14 protein-coding genes and 1 pseudogene are annotated in these 17,893 nt (G+C 45.7%); 5 read left to right on the forward strand and 10 right to left on the reverse strand.

The genetic code is table 11. The features are described 5' to 3' along the window. Positions 1-6 precede the first annotated feature (6 nt). Positions 7-3,140: pseudogene (locus AC27G9_RS15860) on the reverse strand (hybrid sensor histidine kinase/response regulator). A gap of 262 nt (positions 3,141-3,402) precedes the next feature. Here AC27G9_RS15860 and parC point away from each other — a divergent pair. Beyond that, positions 3,403-5,706 carry a DNA topoisomerase IV subunit A gene (gene parC / locus AC27G9_RS15865; protein WP_487075449.1) on the forward strand — a complete coding sequence of 768 codons (2,304 nt, stop codon included), beginning with the start codon at positions 3,403-3,405 and terminating at the stop codon, positions 5,704-5,706. Positions 5,707-5,827: 121 nt separating this feature from the next. Next, positions 5,828-6,370 carry a heme NO-binding domain-containing protein gene (locus tag AC27G9_RS15870; RefSeq protein WP_487075450.1) on the forward strand — a complete coding sequence of 181 codons (543 nt, stop codon included), beginning with the start codon at positions 5,828-5,830 and terminating at the stop codon, positions 6,368-6,370. A 67-nt stretch (positions 6,371-6,437) separates the two neighbouring features. Here the strand turns inward: AC27G9_RS15870 and AC27G9_RS15875 are convergent, their stop codons facing one another. The 8 genes from AC27G9_RS15875 to rpe all read right to left on the reverse strand — a co-directional run bounded on the left by AC27G9_RS15875 (position 6,438) and on the right by rpe (position 15,128). Next, positions 6,438-7,244 carry a 2-oxoadipate dioxygenase/decarboxylase family protein gene (locus AC27G9_RS15875; protein ID WP_487075451.1) on the reverse strand — a complete coding sequence of 269 codons (807 nt, stop codon included), beginning with the start codon at positions 7,242-7,244 and terminating at the stop codon, positions 6,438-6,440. Between the two features lie 13 nt (positions 7,245-7,257). Beyond that, positions 7,258-8,730, reverse strand: coding sequence for a succinylglutamate-semialdehyde dehydrogenase (astD, locus tag AC27G9_RS15880; RefSeq protein ID WP_487075627.1), 1,473 nt, complete (start codon positions 8,728-8,730; stop codon positions 7,258-7,260). A gap of 12 nt (positions 8,731-8,742) precedes the next feature. Beyond that, positions 8,743-9,777, reverse strand: coding sequence for an arginine N-succinyltransferase (gene astA, locus AC27G9_RS15885; RefSeq protein WP_487075452.1), 1,035 nt, complete (start codon positions 9,775-9,777; stop codon positions 8,743-8,745). A 27-nt stretch (positions 9,778-9,804) separates the two neighbouring features. After that, positions 9,805-11,016, reverse strand: a complete 1,212-nt coding sequence (locus AC27G9_RS15890; RefSeq protein WP_487075453.1) for an aspartate aminotransferase family protein — start codon at positions 11,014-11,016, stop codon at positions 9,805-9,807. Between the two features lie 381 nt (positions 11,017-11,397). Beyond that, positions 11,398-12,573, reverse strand: coding sequence for an HDOD domain-containing protein (locus AC27G9_RS15895; protein WP_487075454.1), 1,176 nt, complete (start codon positions 12,571-12,573; stop codon positions 11,398-11,400). Between the two features lie 240 nt (positions 12,574-12,813). Continuing rightward, a complete protein-coding gene (locus AC27G9_RS15900; RefSeq protein WP_487075455.1) occupies positions 12,814-13,404 on the reverse strand; it encodes an anthranilate synthase component II in 591 nt (196 codons plus the stop codon). An 18-nt stretch (positions 13,405-13,422) separates the two neighbouring features. Beyond that, positions 13,423-14,430, reverse strand: coding sequence for a tryptophan--tRNA ligase (gene trpS, locus AC27G9_RS15905; protein ID WP_487075456.1), 1,008 nt, complete (start codon positions 14,428-14,430; stop codon positions 13,423-13,425). 17 nt (positions 14,431-14,447) lie between these two features. Next, positions 14,448-15,128, reverse strand: coding sequence for a ribulose-phosphate 3-epimerase (rpe, locus tag AC27G9_RS15910; protein WP_487075457.1), 681 nt, complete (start codon positions 15,126-15,128; stop codon positions 14,448-14,450). Between the two features lie 367 nt (positions 15,129-15,495). Between rpe and AC27G9_RS15915 the strand changes: the two genes are divergently transcribed. The 3 genes from AC27G9_RS15915 to AC27G9_RS15925 all read left to right on the forward strand — a co-directional run bounded on the left by AC27G9_RS15915 (position 15,496) and on the right by AC27G9_RS15925 (position 17,026). After that, positions 15,496-16,230: a TorF family putative porin gene (locus AC27G9_RS15915; protein WP_487075458.1), complete on the forward strand. Its 735-nt coding sequence runs from the start codon at positions 15,496-15,498 to the stop codon at positions 16,228-16,230. 281 nt (positions 16,231-16,511) lie between these two features. Next, positions 16,512-16,829 carry a hypothetical protein gene (locus AC27G9_RS15920; RefSeq protein WP_487075459.1) on the forward strand — a complete coding sequence of 106 codons (318 nt, stop codon included), beginning with the start codon at positions 16,512-16,514 and terminating at the stop codon, positions 16,827-16,829. Further along, positions 16,829-17,026 (forward strand): DUF2970 domain-containing protein, encoded by a 198-nt coding sequence (locus AC27G9_RS15925; RefSeq protein ID WP_487075460.1) that lies wholly within the window; start codon positions 16,829-16,831, stop codon positions 17,024-17,026. The genes AC27G9_RS15920 and AC27G9_RS15925 overlap by 1 nt, the downstream gene beginning before the upstream one ends. Positions 17,027-17,032: 6 nt before the next feature. Here the strand turns inward: AC27G9_RS15925 and AC27G9_RS15930 are convergent, their stop codons facing one another. After that, positions 17,033-17,866, reverse strand: a complete 834-nt coding sequence (locus tag AC27G9_RS15930; RefSeq protein ID WP_487075461.1) for a Dam family site-specific DNA-(adenine-N6)-methyltransferase — start codon at positions 17,864-17,866, stop codon at positions 17,033-17,035. Positions 17,867-17,893: the final 27 nt, after the last annotated feature.

Here is a 17,893-nt window from a genome sequence, read left to right on the forward strand (position 1 = left end):
GGCGGCTTAGCTGGGGTCTAACTCCGGTGCAGTTCTTCCCTCAGCCACAATGATTTCAGCCTCGATAATCAAAGATGGTAACTGCTCTGCTACAACAAAGTGCTGGCCGAGTTTTAATGCCCCTTCAATTTCTTCAGCTAAACCCTGCAGCTTGGGTACGCCAGTATAGCAACTGGCACCATGCAATTTATGCACTTCTGCTTGGAGGCCCGCATAGTTTCGGTTCTCCCACTCGGTTTTGATTGCCTCAATTGAACGAGGCAAAAGGTTGATGAAGTCATTAAGCAGTTCTTTTGTGGCTTCTTCGTTGTGATTGGTACGCTTGAGAGCAAGTTGCCAGTCTAAGGATGGCAGTGCGAGCTTTTCAGGGTCCGTAATTTGACACCAACGTTTGATAAGGTCGAGTAATTGTTCGACGTCTATCGGCTTAGGTAAATAGTCATCCATACCAGACGCCAAAAGACGTTCTTGTTCTTCTTTAAATGCATGGGCGGTGACTGCGATGATAGGCGTACCCAAATTAAGGGGCGATTGACGAATCAGTCTCGAGGCTTTTAAACCGTCCATCACGGGCATCTGAACATCCATCAAAATCAGTTCGTATTCGTTGCTTTGACACAATTCTACGGCTTCTGTACCACTCAATACCGTTGTTAATTCGATAGATGAATCTTTTAGCCAAGTACGCAATAGTTTCAGGTTCATGTCCATGTCGTCCACTGCCAAAATGCGTGCACGAGGTAACCCACTCAATTTCTCTTGTACAGGGTTGCGCATCCTGTGGTCTTTGTGGTGCAGAATACTATCCATCTTGGACAGCGTTAATGGCATTCTGACTTGTGAATGGAAATGTTGTGCAAGGGTCGGGAATTGAGCGAACGGCTCTTCACCTGAGTACATGAGTATGCGCTTTTTCGCAGGGACTTTTACCAATTCAGCGAGAATGGCATCGCGTTTTTCACTTTGGCTGCCTGGCACGGTAGCAATGAGAACATCTGCTGTGGTATCGAGGCGCAATAAAAAGTCAGTGGACTCTGCCGAGGTGACATTAGCCCCTAAGTGTTTCAACATGGATGCACTTGCTCGGCGAGTCTCAGGGATGGGATCAAACAAGGTGACTCGCTTGCCCAGCCACTCGGCGTTGGGGGTCAGCGCAAACTTTTGACTTAGCTGGTTCGTTTTCAGTGTTACGGTAAATAAACTGCCTACCCCTGGCGTACTTTTTAAGGTCAAGGTACCGCGCATTAACCTTACCAGCTCCTGACATATGACCAACCCTAAGCCGGTGCCTTGGTAGTTTCTGTTAAGTGCATCATCAACTTGAGAAAAGGCTGAAAACAGCTTTTTTCTGTCTTGGCGGCTAATACCTATTCCCGTATCTTCGACCTTTATAGTCATCTCATGAATACCATGAGGCAGGGCTTGGCCTTCTATCGACAACGTAATATTGCCCGACGACGTGAACTTGAGGGCATTGCTCAAAAGGTTGTTGAGTATCTGCTTTATTCGGAAGACGTCACCAATCAATTTCTCAGGCAAGGGACCTAAGTTGTATACAAATTCGAGGCCTCTCGAGTGTGCTGATTTAGACATCATGGTTACCATCTCTTCCAGCAATTGATTGGGCGAGAAGGGTTGGTTGTTTATCTGTAGCTTACCGGCTTCGATCTTAGAAAAATCTAACACGTCATTGACGATGGAAAGTAGATTGTCCGCCGCAGTATTGATAATCCTAACTTGCTCCTGTTTTTCGGCAGGTAAAGTAAACGAGTTCAATTCCCGGCTAAAACCTAGGATGGCGTTGAGAGGCGTGCGAATTTCATGCGACATATTCGCTAAGAACTGAGATTTGACGTTACTGGCTTTAATCGCATCTTTGCGCGCGATATCTAGTCGCACATTTTGTTCTTCAATCAACTCCATATTGTTGCGCAAGTCATTGGTGGCTTGAGCCACTTCTGACTCGAGTTGACTGCGGCTCTTCTCCATTAACGCAAAAGAAAATAAGCCCGACTCGATAAATACACCGACTTGGAAGCAGTATGTGGTGAAGGTGTTGGAAGGTAACACTCCCATGAGACTGAGCATTCCAACTACCGCGCCTAGGGCTAGCATGGTCCAAGCGAAAATAAAGTAGCGGGCGGGTTGGAAGTGGTTGAGAAACGCTTCAAAGCCAGCATAGATATAACTACAAATAGCGAGTATCCCTATGCCATAAATGAGGTTGTTCTCCCATACAGGTGGCAATAGTCCGAATACCGATGACGCGCCTAAAATACCCTGTAATATCAGTAATCCGATAACGATGGGATGAGAGCTAACGGCATTTTTTTGGTTTCGAGGAAAGTGACGGTGAAAATCCCAGAACTGATACCAATGACCACGAAGATGAGTTCTGTATGAGAAACTAGGGCGTCTGGAAGGCCATTGTCAAATATCAATTGGATATGGCCGCCCCACACAAACTGCCACACCAATACTGCAGAAATATAGCCGACATAAGCGAGCAAACTTGGCTCTCGCACACCTACATATAAAACAAGGTTGTAAACTGCGAGTATTATCAGACCACCGTAAAACAATCCCCAAAGAACACTGTCAAATTGCGTTTCCTTATCAAACTGATTCTCTGGCTGGACTTTCAAAGGCACGATCAAACTCGAACTATGGCTTTCTACCCGAATATACAACTCCAAAGGGGTGGCGACGGGTAAGTTAGCGCGTAAGGTTGGATAACGATGAATCTGGTCTGATTGCAATTTGCCTTGATGGCTTTCCAGTAACACCCTACCGCCGGATACCAGATAAAAGTCGACAGTGTCGAGCTGGCTAAAGGGAATTTTGAATACCCATTCGTCTACATCACTGACATTGCTCAATTTATTGGCTAACCACAAGCCACGTTCGTGGAAACCAAAATTGGGGTTGTCTTCTGTGTACCATTGAAACTGTTGCCGACGTTTTACGACGTCTTCTATAGTCAGGGTTTTACTGCCTTCAAAGTAGTAGGCAAAGTGCTCAGATAAATCCACCGTATTCTTTTCGTCGTAAAGCTGAATCGTGGATTGAGCGAAGCTGGGCGCAGTAACAAGTGTAAATACAACTAGGCAAAGCATTCTTACTATTTTGGAAAGTGGCATTGTCACTGGCGTCTGAATAAAGTGGCTGAAGTTAATGTACTGTTAAACTGTAACCTTTGTTATCAAATCAATGCAATCTTTCGCATAAACATTTTTCGTTTTCATCCAACCTCTGCAGCCAGGCCAAGGTACTTCACGTTTTGTTTATCGCGCCCATCTATTTGCTCACAATGGCATTGCGTTACGTTCCTGATTAGCACAGAATGGGGAGCGCGATGCTGTGTACAGCATAGGATTACTAGGTCGAGAATTATAAGAAACTATGAGTGACGACATAACGATAAACCGCGACGGCGTAGAACAACTACCCTTACGACGTTTCACTGAAGAAGCCTACCTCAACTATTCCATGTACGTAATCATGGACCGAGCACTACCTCACATCGGTGACGGTTTGAAGCCGGTTCAGCGGCGTATCATCTATGCAATGTCTGACTTGGGATTGAGTGCGACGGCGAAATACAAAAAGTCGGCACGGACTGTCGGTGATGTATTAGGTAAATTCCACCCTCACGGTGATTCGGCGTGTTACGAAGCCATGGTGCTAATGGCCCAGCCCTTTTCCTACCGTTATCCTTTGGTTGACGGCCAAGGTAACTGGGGAGCGCCAGATGATCCTAAATCGTTCGCGGCGATGCGTTATACCGAAGCGCGATTGTCTAAGTTCAGTGAAGTGTTACTCAATGAACTAGGTCAAGGCACAGTAGATTGGGTACCGAACTTCGATGGCACTTTGAAAGAACCTAGTACCTTGCCTGCGCGTCTACCGCATATTCTTCTCAATGGTGTAACCGGCATTGCGGTTGGTATGGCAACAGATATACCACCTCACAATGTGAGAGAACTTGCAAACGCGTGTGCTATGTTACTGGATAACAGCCGCAGTGATATGGCAGAGCTGTTAACACATGTTCAAGGCCCAGATTACCCAACAGAAGCGGAAATTATTACGCCGCGTCCTGATATTCAAAAAATTTACGAGACGGGTCGTGGCTCGATTAAAATGCGAGCCGTATTCTCAGAAGAAAACGGTGATGTGGTCATTACTGCTCTGCCGCATCAGTGTTCTGGGGCTAAGGTGCTCGAGCAAATTGCGGCGCAAATGCAGTCGAAAAAGCTGCCAATGGTCAGTGATTTAAGAGATGAATCCGACCATGAAAACCCAACGAGATTGGTCATTACGCCTCGCTCTAATCGCGTTGACGTCGAACAGTTGATGCAGCACCTTTTCGCTACAACGGACCTCGAAAAGAGCTATCGCGTCAATCTCAATATGATTGGCTTAGACGGTAGACCTCAAGTCAAAGATCTGAAAACCATCCTAAGCGAGTGGCTAGTGTACCGTCGCGAGACTGTCACTCGTCGTTTGCAATATCGTCTAGATAAAGTACTGGCGAGACTACACATTTTAGAGGGCTTGATGGTGGCCTTCCTCAACATCGATGAAGTGATTGAGATCATCCGCTTCCACGATGAGCCAAAAGCAGAACTGATGCGTCGTTTCAGTCTAAGCGACAAACAAGCAGAGGCCATTCTTGAGTTAAAACTACGTCACCTTGCCAAGTTAGAAGAAATGAAGATTCGCGGCGAGCAAGATGAACTCGAAAAAGAACGGGACCAGCTACAAACTACCCTAGGTTCTGACCGTCGTATGAAAACCCTCATCAAGAAAGAAATTCTTGCAGACGCTGAAACCTATGGTGATGACCGACGTTCACCTATCGTAGAAAGAGCCGAATCGAAAGCGTTGTCTGAAAAAGAATTGATACCGTCTGAAGCTGTAACCGTTGTGGTATCAGAAAAAGGTTGGGCACGCTGTGCGAAGGGCCATGATATCGATGCTGCGGCACTGAGCTACAAAGCTGGTGACGCCTATTTGGCAAGCGCTGCTGGACGCAGTAATCAGCCAGCCGTTTTCCTCGATTCATCAGGGCGAGCATTCTCCTGTGATGCGCACAGTTTACCGTCAGCTCGAAGCCAAGGTGAGCCTTTGACTGGGCGTTTTAATATGGTGGCGGGTGAGCAGTGGGAACACGTGCTAATGGGCGATGATGACCGACGTTACCTGATTGCATCTGATGCAGGTTATGGATTCGTCGGTACCTTCAAAGACATGGTCAGTAAGAACAAGGCGGGTAAGGCGTATTTGAGCCTACCGACAGGTGCCAAAGTCCTCGGCCCACAAAACGTGTCAAATATTGAATCTGATTGGTGTTTGTGTATTTCAAATGAAGGCCGCATGCTATTGTTCCCGCTGAGAGATTTACCGAGCTTGGGCAAGGGTAAAGGGAACAAACTGATCAATATTCCATCGGCAAAAGCGCAATCGCGAGAGGAATACGTCAAAGTCATTGCAGTTGTACCAGACAAAGCTACGGTGAAAATCATTTCCGGTAAACGGGGGATGACATTGAGTGCTGATGATCTTGCCCATTATCACGGTGAGAGAGGCCGCCGAGGTAACAAGCTCCCCAGAGGTTTGCAACGTGTAGATGGGGTGGAAGTCGAAATGTCCGCAGTGGCTGATACCCAAGTGTCGGATTCACCTGATACACCAGCAGAGTAGCCTACAACGCCCACCTTTTGGTGGGCGTTTTGTTGACTTGTCTAACAAACTAACTCATCTACACTTAAATAGGCACGCCAGCGCAGTTTACGCGTCCATCTCGAAAACTTAAGGACGAATTATGTTAGGTGTTGTATTCACTACACTCATTGATATGTTGGAAGAAAATGTGTCACCAGATTTCGCAGACGAGGTCTTGGTGGAAGCCGATTTTCCTCATCAAGGCGCATACACAGCAGTTGGTTATTATCCTTTTGAAGAGATGGTGACCTTGTTGACTATCCTCAGCAATAAAACGGGTAAAACGGTAAATGAGCTGTTGTACGACTATGGTATCTACTTGTTCAACACGTTAATCAATGCGCACCCGCAGGTGGCAACGGATAAGTACTCGGTCGTTGATATTTTGAAATCGTTGGAAGACGATATTCACGTTCAGGTGCGAAAACTTTATGCCGATGCTGATTTGCCCACTTTTGAGGTCATCGACAGTAGCGACAGCCATATCGATTTACTCTACACCTCAAAACGGGAATTGTACGCGTTGGCAGAGGGGTTAATTGACGGCGCGGCTGCCAGATTTAATAACAAGATAGAACGCTCTACTGAGAAAGCTGAGAAACCAGGTACCTATGCGTTGAGTGTAAAAATCATTGATGAATAGAGCAACAGGCTCTAGGTAACATCACAAAAAAAGCCCTCTTAAAAGAGGGCTTTTTCGTTTTTTACCATTATGAGGCGTTGGTGCTCTCAAAGATTTTGTCCGCCGAGGCGGCGACAAAGCCCTGATATAATTGGCCATCAGCCATTTCAAAGCGCTCGGCAAATTCATAGAAACAACTTGGGATCGCAACCGATGCATCACTGAATACCACAGTCTCTGAGTCAGCCATGGTCGATGACTGCGCCAGACAAACGTCTTTTCCGCCTTTGATTTCACCACCGGACGTATTCAGCGTAAAACCGGCTTCTTTCAGTAAGTCGTTGACTTGAGGTAAGGTGTAATCACCGTTGAGCTGGTTAACACTTACTGTAAAATGATTGGCTCGGTAACCCCAAGCAGACATCCAAGCCGCATATTCTGACTCATTAAGCAGCGTGTCGTATTCTGCTTTGGTCACCTGCCAATGTGTGCCTGAGTATAAGAAATTATCCGCAACGACTGACTCAGCATTTACGCCTTCGACCATTTTAGCAATGATGGCCTGTGCCTTATCTGAAAGCTCTTCAACTCGTAACTCACTGATAAACACTTTGGGTTTAGTGATATCTGCATGTTCAAAGTGCTTAGCCGATAATTTCTTTGCTTCAAAATTGTATTGGCCTTTTTCTTCATAACCCAATGCTAAGAAGTGGGCGGCCAACTTTTCGAGGTTTACCTTTTCGGTATTAAACGTTCTAAACGCAACATGGTCGTTAACAATAGTTTCGCTTTGCGCTTTATTCGCCAACAATGCGTGAATTTTGTGTGCAGACGGTGTAATTGCAACATAGTCCTTCCACAATTCTGAAAATAGGGTATCGATATTATTATGCATTGTGTGTCCTAACTTACATCTTAAGGCCAGGGCTAAGCTTGCCAGGTAGCGTTACCGTATCGAGTTCGACCGATGCCACTGGGAATGCACAGTAATCCGCAGCATAGTAGGCACTGGCGCGGTGGTTACCGCTGTCTCCGATACCACCAAATGGTGCTGCACTACTTGCACCTGTGATCGGACGATTCCAGTTAACAATACCTGCTCGAATACGAGCGAAGAAATGGTTGTAGTCTTCTTCACTATCGCTTAACAAGCCAGCAGACAAACCAAAGCTAGTGTTGTTTGCTTCTTTGATGGCTTGGTCGAAATCACTGTATCGAATCACCTTAACCAAGGGGCCAAAGTGCTCTTCATCAGGCAACGATGCGAGGATGCTGGTGACGTCAATGATGCCTGGTGTAACAAAACCTGTGTTTTCGTCAGTGTGTTCAAGGCGAACTAATACCTCGGCTCCTAAGCTTTCCAGTTTTTGTTGTGCGCCAACCATCATGCTTGCAGCGCGTGCAGAAATCATTGAGCCCATAAAGGGTTGATCTTCTGCATCGTAGTGGCCAATTTCAATTTGTTTAGTGACCTCAATCAGGCGTGCAAGAAGGGCATCACCAAATTCACCATTGGGTATGAACAAACGGCGTGAGCAAGTACAGCGTTGACCAGCTGTGACAAATGACGACTGTACAATGTCATGTACCGCTGCATCGACATCTTTGACATCACGGACGATTAGCGGGTTGTTGCCGCCCATTTCTAGCGCCAATATCTTTCCTGGGTGCCCCGCGAATTGCTCATGTAGTAACTTGCCTGTAGTGGAGCTTCCCGTGAAAAATAGGCCGTCGATATGAGGGTGGCCAGCCAAGGCTTTACCCGTTTCAACTTCACCTTGAACAAGGTTGAGAACACCTTGAGGTAAACCTGCTTGTTCCCAGAGTTTCACCATTTCTTGGGCAACCAGAGGGGTTAATTCGCTCGGCTTAAAGACAATGGTATTACCCGCGATTAACGCTGGCACAATATGGCCATTAGGCAAATGACCAGGGAAATTGTAAGGACCAAATACCGCAACCACACCATGGGGTTTGTGACGAATGAATGCCTTGCCTACTGGCATCGCGTTTTCAACTGTACCGGTGCGTTCATTGTAGGCTTTCTCAGAAATACCAATTTTGCCAATCATGGCAGCTACTTCAGTTGCGGTTTCCCATTCGGGTTTGCCCGTTTCTTTGGCAATCGCTTTCGTCAGTAAGGCTTTGTTCTCGCCGAGTAATTCAGCGTAGCGTTTGATAATGTCGAGACGTTCTTCAACGCTCGTCATCGCCCACGTTTCGAATGCTCTTCGCGCCGCAGCAATCGCAGAATCAACTTGTGAAGGGCTGGCACCTGCGCCTTCCCAAATTGATTGATTCTTCGCCGGGTCTATTGATTGAAAAGCACTGCCTTCACCAGGAAGCCATTGGCCATCAATAAAGTGAGTGGTTTGCATAATTGTGTCCTGTCGTTAGTCTTTACACTTAGTCGGTGCAAAGCGAATCGCGTCGCCAGCCTGAATATTCAGCGCGTCTGCTGTAGCTTGTGTAACAAGTGCGGTGTCGCTGTCTTGTTCAAATAGTACATTGGCCACGGTAGCGCGGAAGTTGCTAACCGACGTATTGATAATATAGCTTTGGCGACCGTCTTCTGCGGCTTTATCGCTGATTTCAATAAGGCGTCGTTGACTATTCAAAGCGGTATTGATTTTGGTTAGATCGGCTTCTACTGTTGGGCCACCGTCAAAAATATCAACGTAGCCTCGACAGCTAAAGCCTTCCTCTTCGAGAAGTCTTAGGGCTGGTTCTGTTTTAGTGTGGACCTTGCCAATGACAGCTTGTGCTTCTTCACTGAGTAGGTTCACGTATATAGGGTACTTAGGCATCAACTCGGCGATGAACACCTTGTTGCCGATACCTGTGAGATAATCTGCGGTAGGAAAATCGACAGAGAAAAAGTGTTTCTCTAGCCATTCCCAAAACGGTGAGCGACCTTCTTCGTCGCTTACACCACGCATTTCTGCAATGACGGTCTCAGCAAAACGATGCTGGTGCTCCATCATGAACAAGAAGCGAACTTTCGATAAGAAACGCCCGTTAACGCCTTTTCTTGCCGACTCGCGAAGGAACAGCGTACAAATCTCAGATACCCCAGTGTAATCATTACAAAACGTAAGGATCTCTACGGTATTGTGTACGTTGAGCTCTCGAGAGGCATGAACGACTTTGCCCAAGTGATAGTGGTAGAAGGCATCATCCAAACCAACCGTTGCTTCGATACCTGTAGTACCCAGTACTTGGCCAGTTTCGGTGTCTTCCATAACAAACAAGTAAGACTCATTGCCAACATTTTCTACTTCTTGAGAAAATGCATGTTCAGCTCGTTGAATCTTCTTGCGCAGTAGTTCTTCATTCACAGGCAAAGACGTAAAGCCAATGCCTGATTCTTCCGCTATCGCGTATAGTGCGTCGTAATCAGCCGCAGTGATTGGGCGAATTATATTCATGTTCGCTTACTCGCTATTTAGTTCGTTTTAGGCGTTTGCGTTTACTACGTCAGCTACCGCTTTTTCAAAGCGAGCCAAACCTTCACGGATATCGGCTTCTGGAATCACCAACGAAGGAGTAAAACGAACTACGTTTGCACCAGCAACCAAACACATTAGTTTGTTGTCTGTTGATGCGAGTAAGAAATCACGAGCTTTACCCGCATATTTTTCATTGAGCGCACAACCGAGTAGTAAACCTTTCCCGCGGATTTCTGAAAAGACATCGTACTTTTCATTGATGTCGTTAAGTAGGCTGCGGAACAAGGCTTCTTTTTCTTTCACGCCATCAAGCACACTTTGGTCGTTGATTACATCAACCGCTTTTTCGGCAACGGCACAAGCTAGTGGATTACCACCGTAGGTTGAACCGTGAGTACCAGGCTTGAGATGTTGTGCAATCTCAGTGGTTGTCAGCATAGCGCCAACAGGGAAACCACCACCTAATGCTTTAGCAGAAGTCAAAATATCAGGCGTTACGTTCAATCCCATGTAGGCATATAAGTGTCCCGTACGGCCGACACCTGATTGTACTTCGTCAAAGATCAATAGCGCGTTGTGCTTGTCACACAGTGCGCGAACACCTTCGATAAATTCTTGAGTTGGGCTGATGATACCGCCTTCACCTTGAAGTGGCTCCATCATAACCGCACAAGTCTTGTCTGAGATAAGTGCTTCAAACGCTGCTAAATCGTTATACGCGCAGTGATCAACCGCACCAGGCTTAGGACCAAAACCGTCAGAGTACGCTGCTTGACCACCTACCGTCACGGTGAAGAACGTACGGCCGTGGAAACCTTGATTGAATGCAATGATTTGGTCTTTTTCTGGACCAAACTTGTCTAGCGCATAACGGCGGGCGAGTTTTAGTGCCGCTTCGTTTGCTTCTGCACCTGAGTTACAGAAGTAAACACGTTCAGCGAATGTCGCATCTGTGAGTTTCTTAGCAAGGCGAATTGATGGTTCATTGGCAAATACGTTGCTCAAATGCCACAAGGTACTACCTTGCTCCTTAAGTACATTGACAAGCTCTGGGTGACAGTGGCCCAATGCATTAACGGCAATACCGCCGGCAAAATCAATGTACTCGGCACCGTCTTGATCCCAAACGCGAGAACCTTCTCCGCGAACGGGAACCATTTTGGCAGGCGCATAGTTGGGTACCATTACTTCATCAAATGTGGCGCGAGTTACATTCATTTTATTACCTCTTTAAGTGAGTTCATTTGCGGCTTTGCGACTAGCTATTATTGTTCTTCAGTCACAAAACGGGACAAAAATTTTGCCAAAGTATGACACTTTTCGTTCGATTTGTCTCGCTTGTAAATCGCTGAAAGCCTTTAAATTCAAGGACTCTGGCTCTTTTTGCAGGAAAAGTGAATAACTATCCAAAAACACTGGGTATTCGCACTGTAATCCCCGTTCGTAGGTTTGTAATCGAGGCACCGTCAGGCTTTTTGCCAATACCTGTAAAAGCCAGCTACACGCAGATTTTGACTTTCTAAGGGTGAATTTTGCGTAGAGATTGAGCGATTGAATAATCGGCTTTTAAGCGATTTTGCATAAATATTGATAAAAAAATTATCGCTTCGGTTCTTCTATTTCGATCGGAAGATGCTGTAGCTCTTTCTTTTTAAGCATTTCCAAAGCACCAACGGGGAAACCGAGAGGGCTGAGTAGTTCGACGGCTTCTTCTCGCGTAATGAGTTTATCGTCGTTGAGCATTCGGTACTTGGCATAGGCTCGCGCTTGAACCAAGATGCGCTCAGGCGCGTCGTGGGCGGTATCCACTTCATTTAACGCGACATTGCGCATGGGATTAGTAACGTTAATTCGTCTAAATCCCATGTAGTCGAACAAATCACTGACGATACGGTCAGAATATTCTTCAGCCAGTGCGATAAAATAATTCGCACATGGTTCGATGCGCATTAAACTCGCGTGACCTTTGCGGTCTTTCTCCCGTTGCGCGTGTTCCAACTCTTGGCGATGTACCTGATCAAAGGTCCTAAAATACAACCGCCCAATCGCACATCGACCGAGATGACTGAGCATGGTTAGCACAAAGATATCATAGGGCTTTTTGTGTTTGATAAAGTTAGCCACTTCCAGGGCAGACAAAGAAGACTGCATTGCAAACCGCCACAGTTTTTTCTTTATCTGTGGGTAAGGGTCAGTAATCGGGGGTAAAGAGCGCCTTACTACTAATGCTGGGAATATCAATTGTAAGTTTTCTATACCGACGAAACTCAGTGCCGTTCGCAAATTCTCGACAAGTAAAGGCTTACCTGTGGCGTCTTTTCTCCGGTATTTCGGGGAATTGACCATGCGCAGCAGTTCTTCTTGTAACCAAGGTAGCTCTGCAACCAAAGGCTCGAGTTGAGAAATAGAAGATGCCCGTAAAGACAGTGCTTCTATTAAACTGGTGACGTGATCATTCAGCCCCAGTGTTTTTGCGAAGATATCACCGGGTTTATCGAGTGCGCGCTCAATCTCTGACAGCGTGAGGCTATTGACTCGGTCTTTGGCTTGCTCGATGAAGTCTGCTTCTGTCACCGCAATTTTTTCTTTCTTGCGAATGGCGACCTTTTCCACTTTTAAAAGCTGGCGGCGCGCGTTGTTCTGCTCTGATTCTTCAAAGGTCACCTTACCGGGGACCTCAAGACCAAGCATATCGATTACACGCTCCTTATGGATGAGCAAATTTTCGAATTTTTCACTGACACTAGGTTCGGTGTCGACAACTTCCGATTTCACCAATGACTCCACACAATACCGCTTTTACAGACTCACACTTGATAGTATATGCAAATCAACCAAATACGCGACGCTTTCACGTCAATTTGCGCATTTTTATCACATTTGGAGGTGATCACTGTTCAATCAGCCTACGAGAATATGACGTTTTATCGACCTAATAACATATAGCGCATCGCTTATATCGGCAAGCATAGCAAAACCTTTGACAGATCTGGTCTAAGATGCGGAGAAAGACGATTACTTGAATTGAGATGCTAGCGCGATAAAATTCTTGAGAAGTTGATGGCCGAAGTCAGTCAACAAGGATTCGGGATGGAATTGAACGCCCCAGACTGGCAGCGTTTTATGTTTTATCGCCATTATCTCGCGTTCGCCGTCTTTCGTTTCACACCAAGCTAGCGATTCAAGTGATTGTGGCAACGATTGCGGAGAGAGTACGAGTGAATGATACCGGGTAGCGTTAAATGGGCTAGGCATATGATCGAATAGCCCATGATCATTATGCATAACAGGAGATACTTTACCGTGCTTAATTTCTTGTGCACCGACGACATTGGCGCCAAACACCTGACCTATCGCTTGATGGCCTAAGCACACCCCAAAGATTGGAATTTTACCTGCAAAATGAGAAATAGCACTCAGGCTTATTCCCGCGTCATTAGGAGTACATGGCCCAGGAGATATGACTAAATAATCTGGAGATAGTCGTTCGATGTCTTCGATGGTGATGTCGTTATTACGAACAACACGCACATCCTGCCCGATTTCAATAAAATATCGAGCAAGGTTGTGAGTGAACGAGTCAAAATTGTCGATTAGCAACAACAAAGCAGGCTTGTCATCCAGTTATGGTTTTGGGATAAAGCCTACAGCTTCATAAACGGATTTAAGCGTCTGAGAGGCCACTGCAGATGCTTTATCTGCACCTTCTCTCATAACTTTGTTCAGGTACTCGCGGTCATTCCTGAGCGTTTCAAAGCGTTGTTGAATGGGTTCTACCAAGCTAACTACAGCGTCTGCAACGTCACCTTTAAGGTGACCGTACATCTTGTCTTCGTACTCTGGCACGAGTGCATCGATTGATTTTCCTGTTGCCAGTGATAACAAGGTCAACAAGTTTGACACTCCTGGCTTTTCTTGAACATCAAAATAAATACGGGCTTGCTCGTCAGAGTCTGTTACCGCGCGTTTAATTTTCTTCGCTAACTTTTTGGGTTCTTCCAACAATCCAATAAAATTATTTGGGTTGTTGTCTGATTTAGACATCTTTCTCTCAGGCTCTTGCAAGCTCATGATGCGCGCACCGAACTCTGGAATATAGGGATCCGGCAGTTGGAATGTTTCACCGTAAAGGTTGTTAAAACGCGTTGCAATATCTCGAGTGAGTTCAAGGTGTTGTTTCTGATCTTCGCCCACGGGAACTTTATCGGCTTGATACAAAAGAATGTCAGCAGCTTGCAGAACAGGGTAGCTATATAGGCCAACATTGATATTGTTGACGTTCTTCGCAGATTTGTCTTTAAACTGCGTCATGCGATTGAGTTCGCCCATTTGCGCGTAACAGTTGAGCACCCAAGAAAGTTGAGCATGCTCTGGTACGTGAGATTGAACGAATAACGTACTTTTTTCAGGGTCTATGCCACAAGCGATGTAAAGTGCGAGGCCGTCTAGACAGGCTTCATACAGCGCTTTGGGATCTTGTCTTACAGTAATGGCATGCAAGTCAACCAACATATAAAGGCAGTTGTGGTCATCTTGCATGTTAACCCACTGTTTAAGGGCGCCCATGTAGTTACCAATGGTGAGTTGGCCAGAAGGCTGACAGCCACTTAATACAACAGGTTTATTACTCATAGTGTTTCCTAATTTTGTTACTTTGTTATGTCGGCAGCTGCGAGTTCTGCGCGCATCTTGTCGATCACCGATGCATAGCTTGGCTGATTAAAGATAGCGGAGCCTGCGACAAACATATCGACGCCTGCTTCGGCGATGGTGCGAATGTTATCGACTTTCACGCCGCCGTCAATTTGAATTCTCACATCGCGACCACTTTCTTCAATACGCTGCTTCAATTGGCGCGCTTTGTCGAGAGTTGACGGAATAAACGCTTGGCCACCAAAACCAGGGTTTACGGACATTAATAATACGTGATGAAGCTTGTCTAGCGTGTGGTCAAGGTAATGAAGTGGTGTCGCAGGGTTGAATACCAGCCCTGGTTTACAGCCAGCGTCGATTATCAATTGCAAACTGCGGTCAACATGTTGACTGGCTTCCGGGTGGAAACTGATCATCGATGCACCGGCTTCAGCAAACTGTGTAATCATCTCGTCCACCGGTTGAACCATAAGGTGGACATCAATTGGCGCCGTAATGCCATAATCTCTAAGTGCCTTACAAATCATCGGGCCAAATGTGAGATTGGGAACATAATGATTATCCATTACATCAAAGTGAACAATGTCGGCGCCTGCTTTAAGTACTGCTTCTACGTCTTCACCTAATTTTGCGAAGTCCGCTGAGAGTATCGACGGTGCAATCAAAAATTCTTTCATCAAGAGTCCCCAGTGTTTGTGTCACTACGCGATGGAATAACACGCTGAATCGCTCATTCATCAAGCGGTTTTGAATAGCGTGGGAGTGTAACGAAAAGCGAGGGGCGAAAAAAGTGAGATTTTTGCTCGTTTTTGGTGAGGCAGCGCCATCGTGGTGCATTTTTCATGTGAATTACACGGAGGGAATTTCGTTAGAAACAAAATGTAAGTAAGTAAAGTTCTTTTTAAACAAGGTTTTACGTGTGTTCTTCTCCATTTTTGTGCATGTCTCTTTTTTGGGCATCGGTTTTGCGTAGTCAATGCCATAAAAATAAAAACACAGACAGATTAAAGATTAAAAACCTTAAAAATAAATCGGAGAACACACATGAAATCTTTTAACAAAACTATTGTTGCTGCTGCGGTAGCACTAGGTTCACTATCTAGCTTCGCTGCGCAAGCAGAGTGGAGTGCTAATGCATCTGTCACAAACAACTACATTTGGCGTGGTTTGACGCAAACTACCAACGAACCAGCGGTACAAGGTGGTATCGACTACGCATCAGAGAGTGGTTTCTACGTAGGTACTTGGGCATCAAACGTTCAGTACGCAGCAGATGATGTATTTTCATACGAGCACGACATCTATTTTGGTTTCGCTGGTGAAGTAGACGGCATTTCATATGACGTAGGTTACCTGTACTACAACTACGACGGTGAAGCAGAATTCGACTTCGGTGAAATTTACGCGTCAGTTGGTATGGGTGGTTTCTCATTGACGGGTTACTTGTTCACTAACACTGAAGCTGACGAACCTGTAAATGAAGCGGGCGAAAAGATCCTTGATTACGATTTTGGTAACGCGTATTACTTGTCTGCAGATTACGCATTTGAAGTGAAAGAAGGCGTAGAACTTGGTTTCCACGTAGGTCACCACAGTGGTGACTTTAACGAAGGCTTTAACGGCGTGCCAGGAAGCTACACAGATTACAACGTAAGCGTGTCTAAAGACGGTTTCACATTCATGGTGAGCTCAACTGACCTTGACGACGCTGGTGCTGATAACCTTGACAACGACGAAGTGAAGTTTGTCGTATCTTACGCAGTCGATTTCGAGCTGTAATTAGTTTCAGCTAAAGCGTTCAAAAGCCGCGAGTTATCGCGGCTTTTTTTATGCTTTGCTTTGGCTGATAACACGCCATTCTGTATGTTTACGGTATTGAGATATACTTAATCCTCAGGGCAACATTCTGCGTACTATCACTATAAACGTTCAACAAATGGATACAGTCGTACGTATTTTTAATGTGTACACCGCTGTATATGCGATTTATCGCGATTAAATACATTGTTGCGAACGTTAAAATGAGTATAATTCGTATGAAAATTAAACAGAGGTGCATTATGTTCAGGAAAGAACAACGTAAAAAAACGATAGCTGCAATGGCCTGCGCTGGCGTGCTTACGCTTACTTTGTCTGATGTAGACAGCGTATCAGCATTCTTTTGCGCTGACGACGCACCGAGTTTTAATGCTACCGTTACGCCAATGGTGAATTTAGTCGAAGCGCCCTCACAATGCGCATCTTCGAAGCAAAATGAACGAGTGAGCTGGCTCTCTTGGGTAACAGGTCAATCCTCTTCGTTTGAGTTTCATTTCTTAGACTTACTCGAATTGCTGTCTCGCGAAGACGCTGAGACGTACCACGCGACGACGCCATAATGGCAGGTACTAAGCCAGTCACCTGGGCGAATGCGCTAAAAAGTGTATTCGCTAGCGTGTTCGGCGTGCAGTCTCACTCTAACTACGAACAAGATTTCGAGGCGCAATCACCTATGCGCTTCATCGTTGTTGGTATCGTATTTCTTTTGTTATTTGTGTTGGCCATATACGCCGTTGTGGCGTTAGTGACACCCTAACAGCAACTACTTTTGCGATGCTGGGTCGAAATATGCCAGCAGCTCCATGACAGGCTTTCGCTTGGCACCATTTTGACTAATTGAACGTTTTACTGAAAGCTCAGACATATCTGAGTTTTCATATAAATCTCGGGTCAAAGGTAAATCGTGATTGGAAATTAGCACGGGTATCCCCCGCTTGTAGGCTGCTCTATTGGCCAGCTGTGCTAACTTTGCTTGGGCATCAAGGCCAAATGCTTTGGCTGCATAGCTGGTAAATTGTGCCGTTTTGCTAATCGGTGCATAGGGTGGATCGCAATAAATTACGTTGCCTTTCCTCGCCCGACTGAAGACTTTCTCAAACGGCAAACAAGTGAAAGTCGCTTTTTGTGATTTCTCAGCGAATATCAACATTTCTTCTTCAGGGAAGTAAGGCTTTTTATATCGTCCAAAAGGGACGTTGAACTTACCAGCTAAGCTATAGCGGCACAATCCGTTGTAACCATGACGATTGAGGTAGAGAAACAAAATGGCGCGATAGTAATCATCGTGGGTTTTATTGAATTCCTCACGCATCGCGTAATATCGTGATTCTTCATTGTATTCGGGCGTAAAGTATTGCGACGCATCGTGAATAACGGCATCGGGTTGCGCTTTCAACAGGTTATACAGGTTGATGAGATCGGGGTTGATATCATTGAGCAAATAGCGACGATAGTCTGAGTTTAAAAATACTGAGCCGGCGCCCACAAAAGGCTCAATAAGCTTGTTACCGCTGGGTAATCTAGCATTGATATTTTCTACTAAGCTGTACTTTCCGCCCGCCCATTTCAGAAAAGCGCGATGTTTCTTTTTTGTCATTGTAATTATATTGAGCAAACGCGCTTA

Source organism: Alteromonas sp. 5NS40-0096, assembly GCF_057544385.1.

Bases quoted from the DNA above. Each gene is read 5' to 3' on its own strand.
- parC (WP_487075449.1), top strand. From the start codon at position 3,403: ATGAGTGACGACATAACGATAAACCGCGACGGCGTAGAACAACTACCC.
- AC27G9_RS15870 (WP_487075450.1), top strand. From the start codon at position 5,828: ATGTTAGGTGTTGTATTCACTACACTCATTGATATGTTGGAAGAAAAT.
- AC27G9_RS15875 (WP_487075451.1), bottom strand. From the start codon at position 7,244: ATGCATAATAATATCGATACCCTATTTTCAGAATTGTGGAAGGACTAT.
- astA (WP_487075452.1), bottom strand. From the start codon at position 9,777: ATGAATATAATTCGCCCAATCACTGCGGCTGATTACGACGCACTATAC.
- AC27G9_RS15890 (WP_487075453.1), bottom strand. From the start codon at position 11,016: ATGAATGTAACTCGCGCCACATTTGATGAAGTAATGGTACCCAACTAT.
- trpS (WP_487075456.1), bottom strand. From the start codon at position 14,430: ATGAGTAATAAACCTGTTGTATTAAGTGGCTGTCAGCCTTCTGGCCAA.
- rpe (WP_487075457.1), bottom strand. From the start codon at position 15,128: ATGAAAGAATTTTTGATTGCACCGTCGATACTCTCAGCGGACTTCGCA.
- AC27G9_RS15915 (WP_487075458.1), top strand. From the start codon at position 15,496: ATGAAATCTTTTAACAAAACTATTGTTGCTGCTGCGGTAGCACTAGGT.
- AC27G9_RS15920 (WP_487075459.1), top strand. From the start codon at position 16,512: ATGTTCAGGAAAGAACAACGTAAAAAAACGATAGCTGCAATGGCCTGC.
- AC27G9_RS15925 (WP_487075460.1), top strand. From the start codon at position 16,829: ATGGCAGGTACTAAGCCAGTCACCTGGGCGAATGCGCTAAAAAGTGTA.
- AC27G9_RS15930 (WP_487075461.1), bottom strand. From the start codon at position 17,866: ATGACAAAAAAGAAACATCGCGCTTTTCTGAAATGGGCGGGCGGAAAG.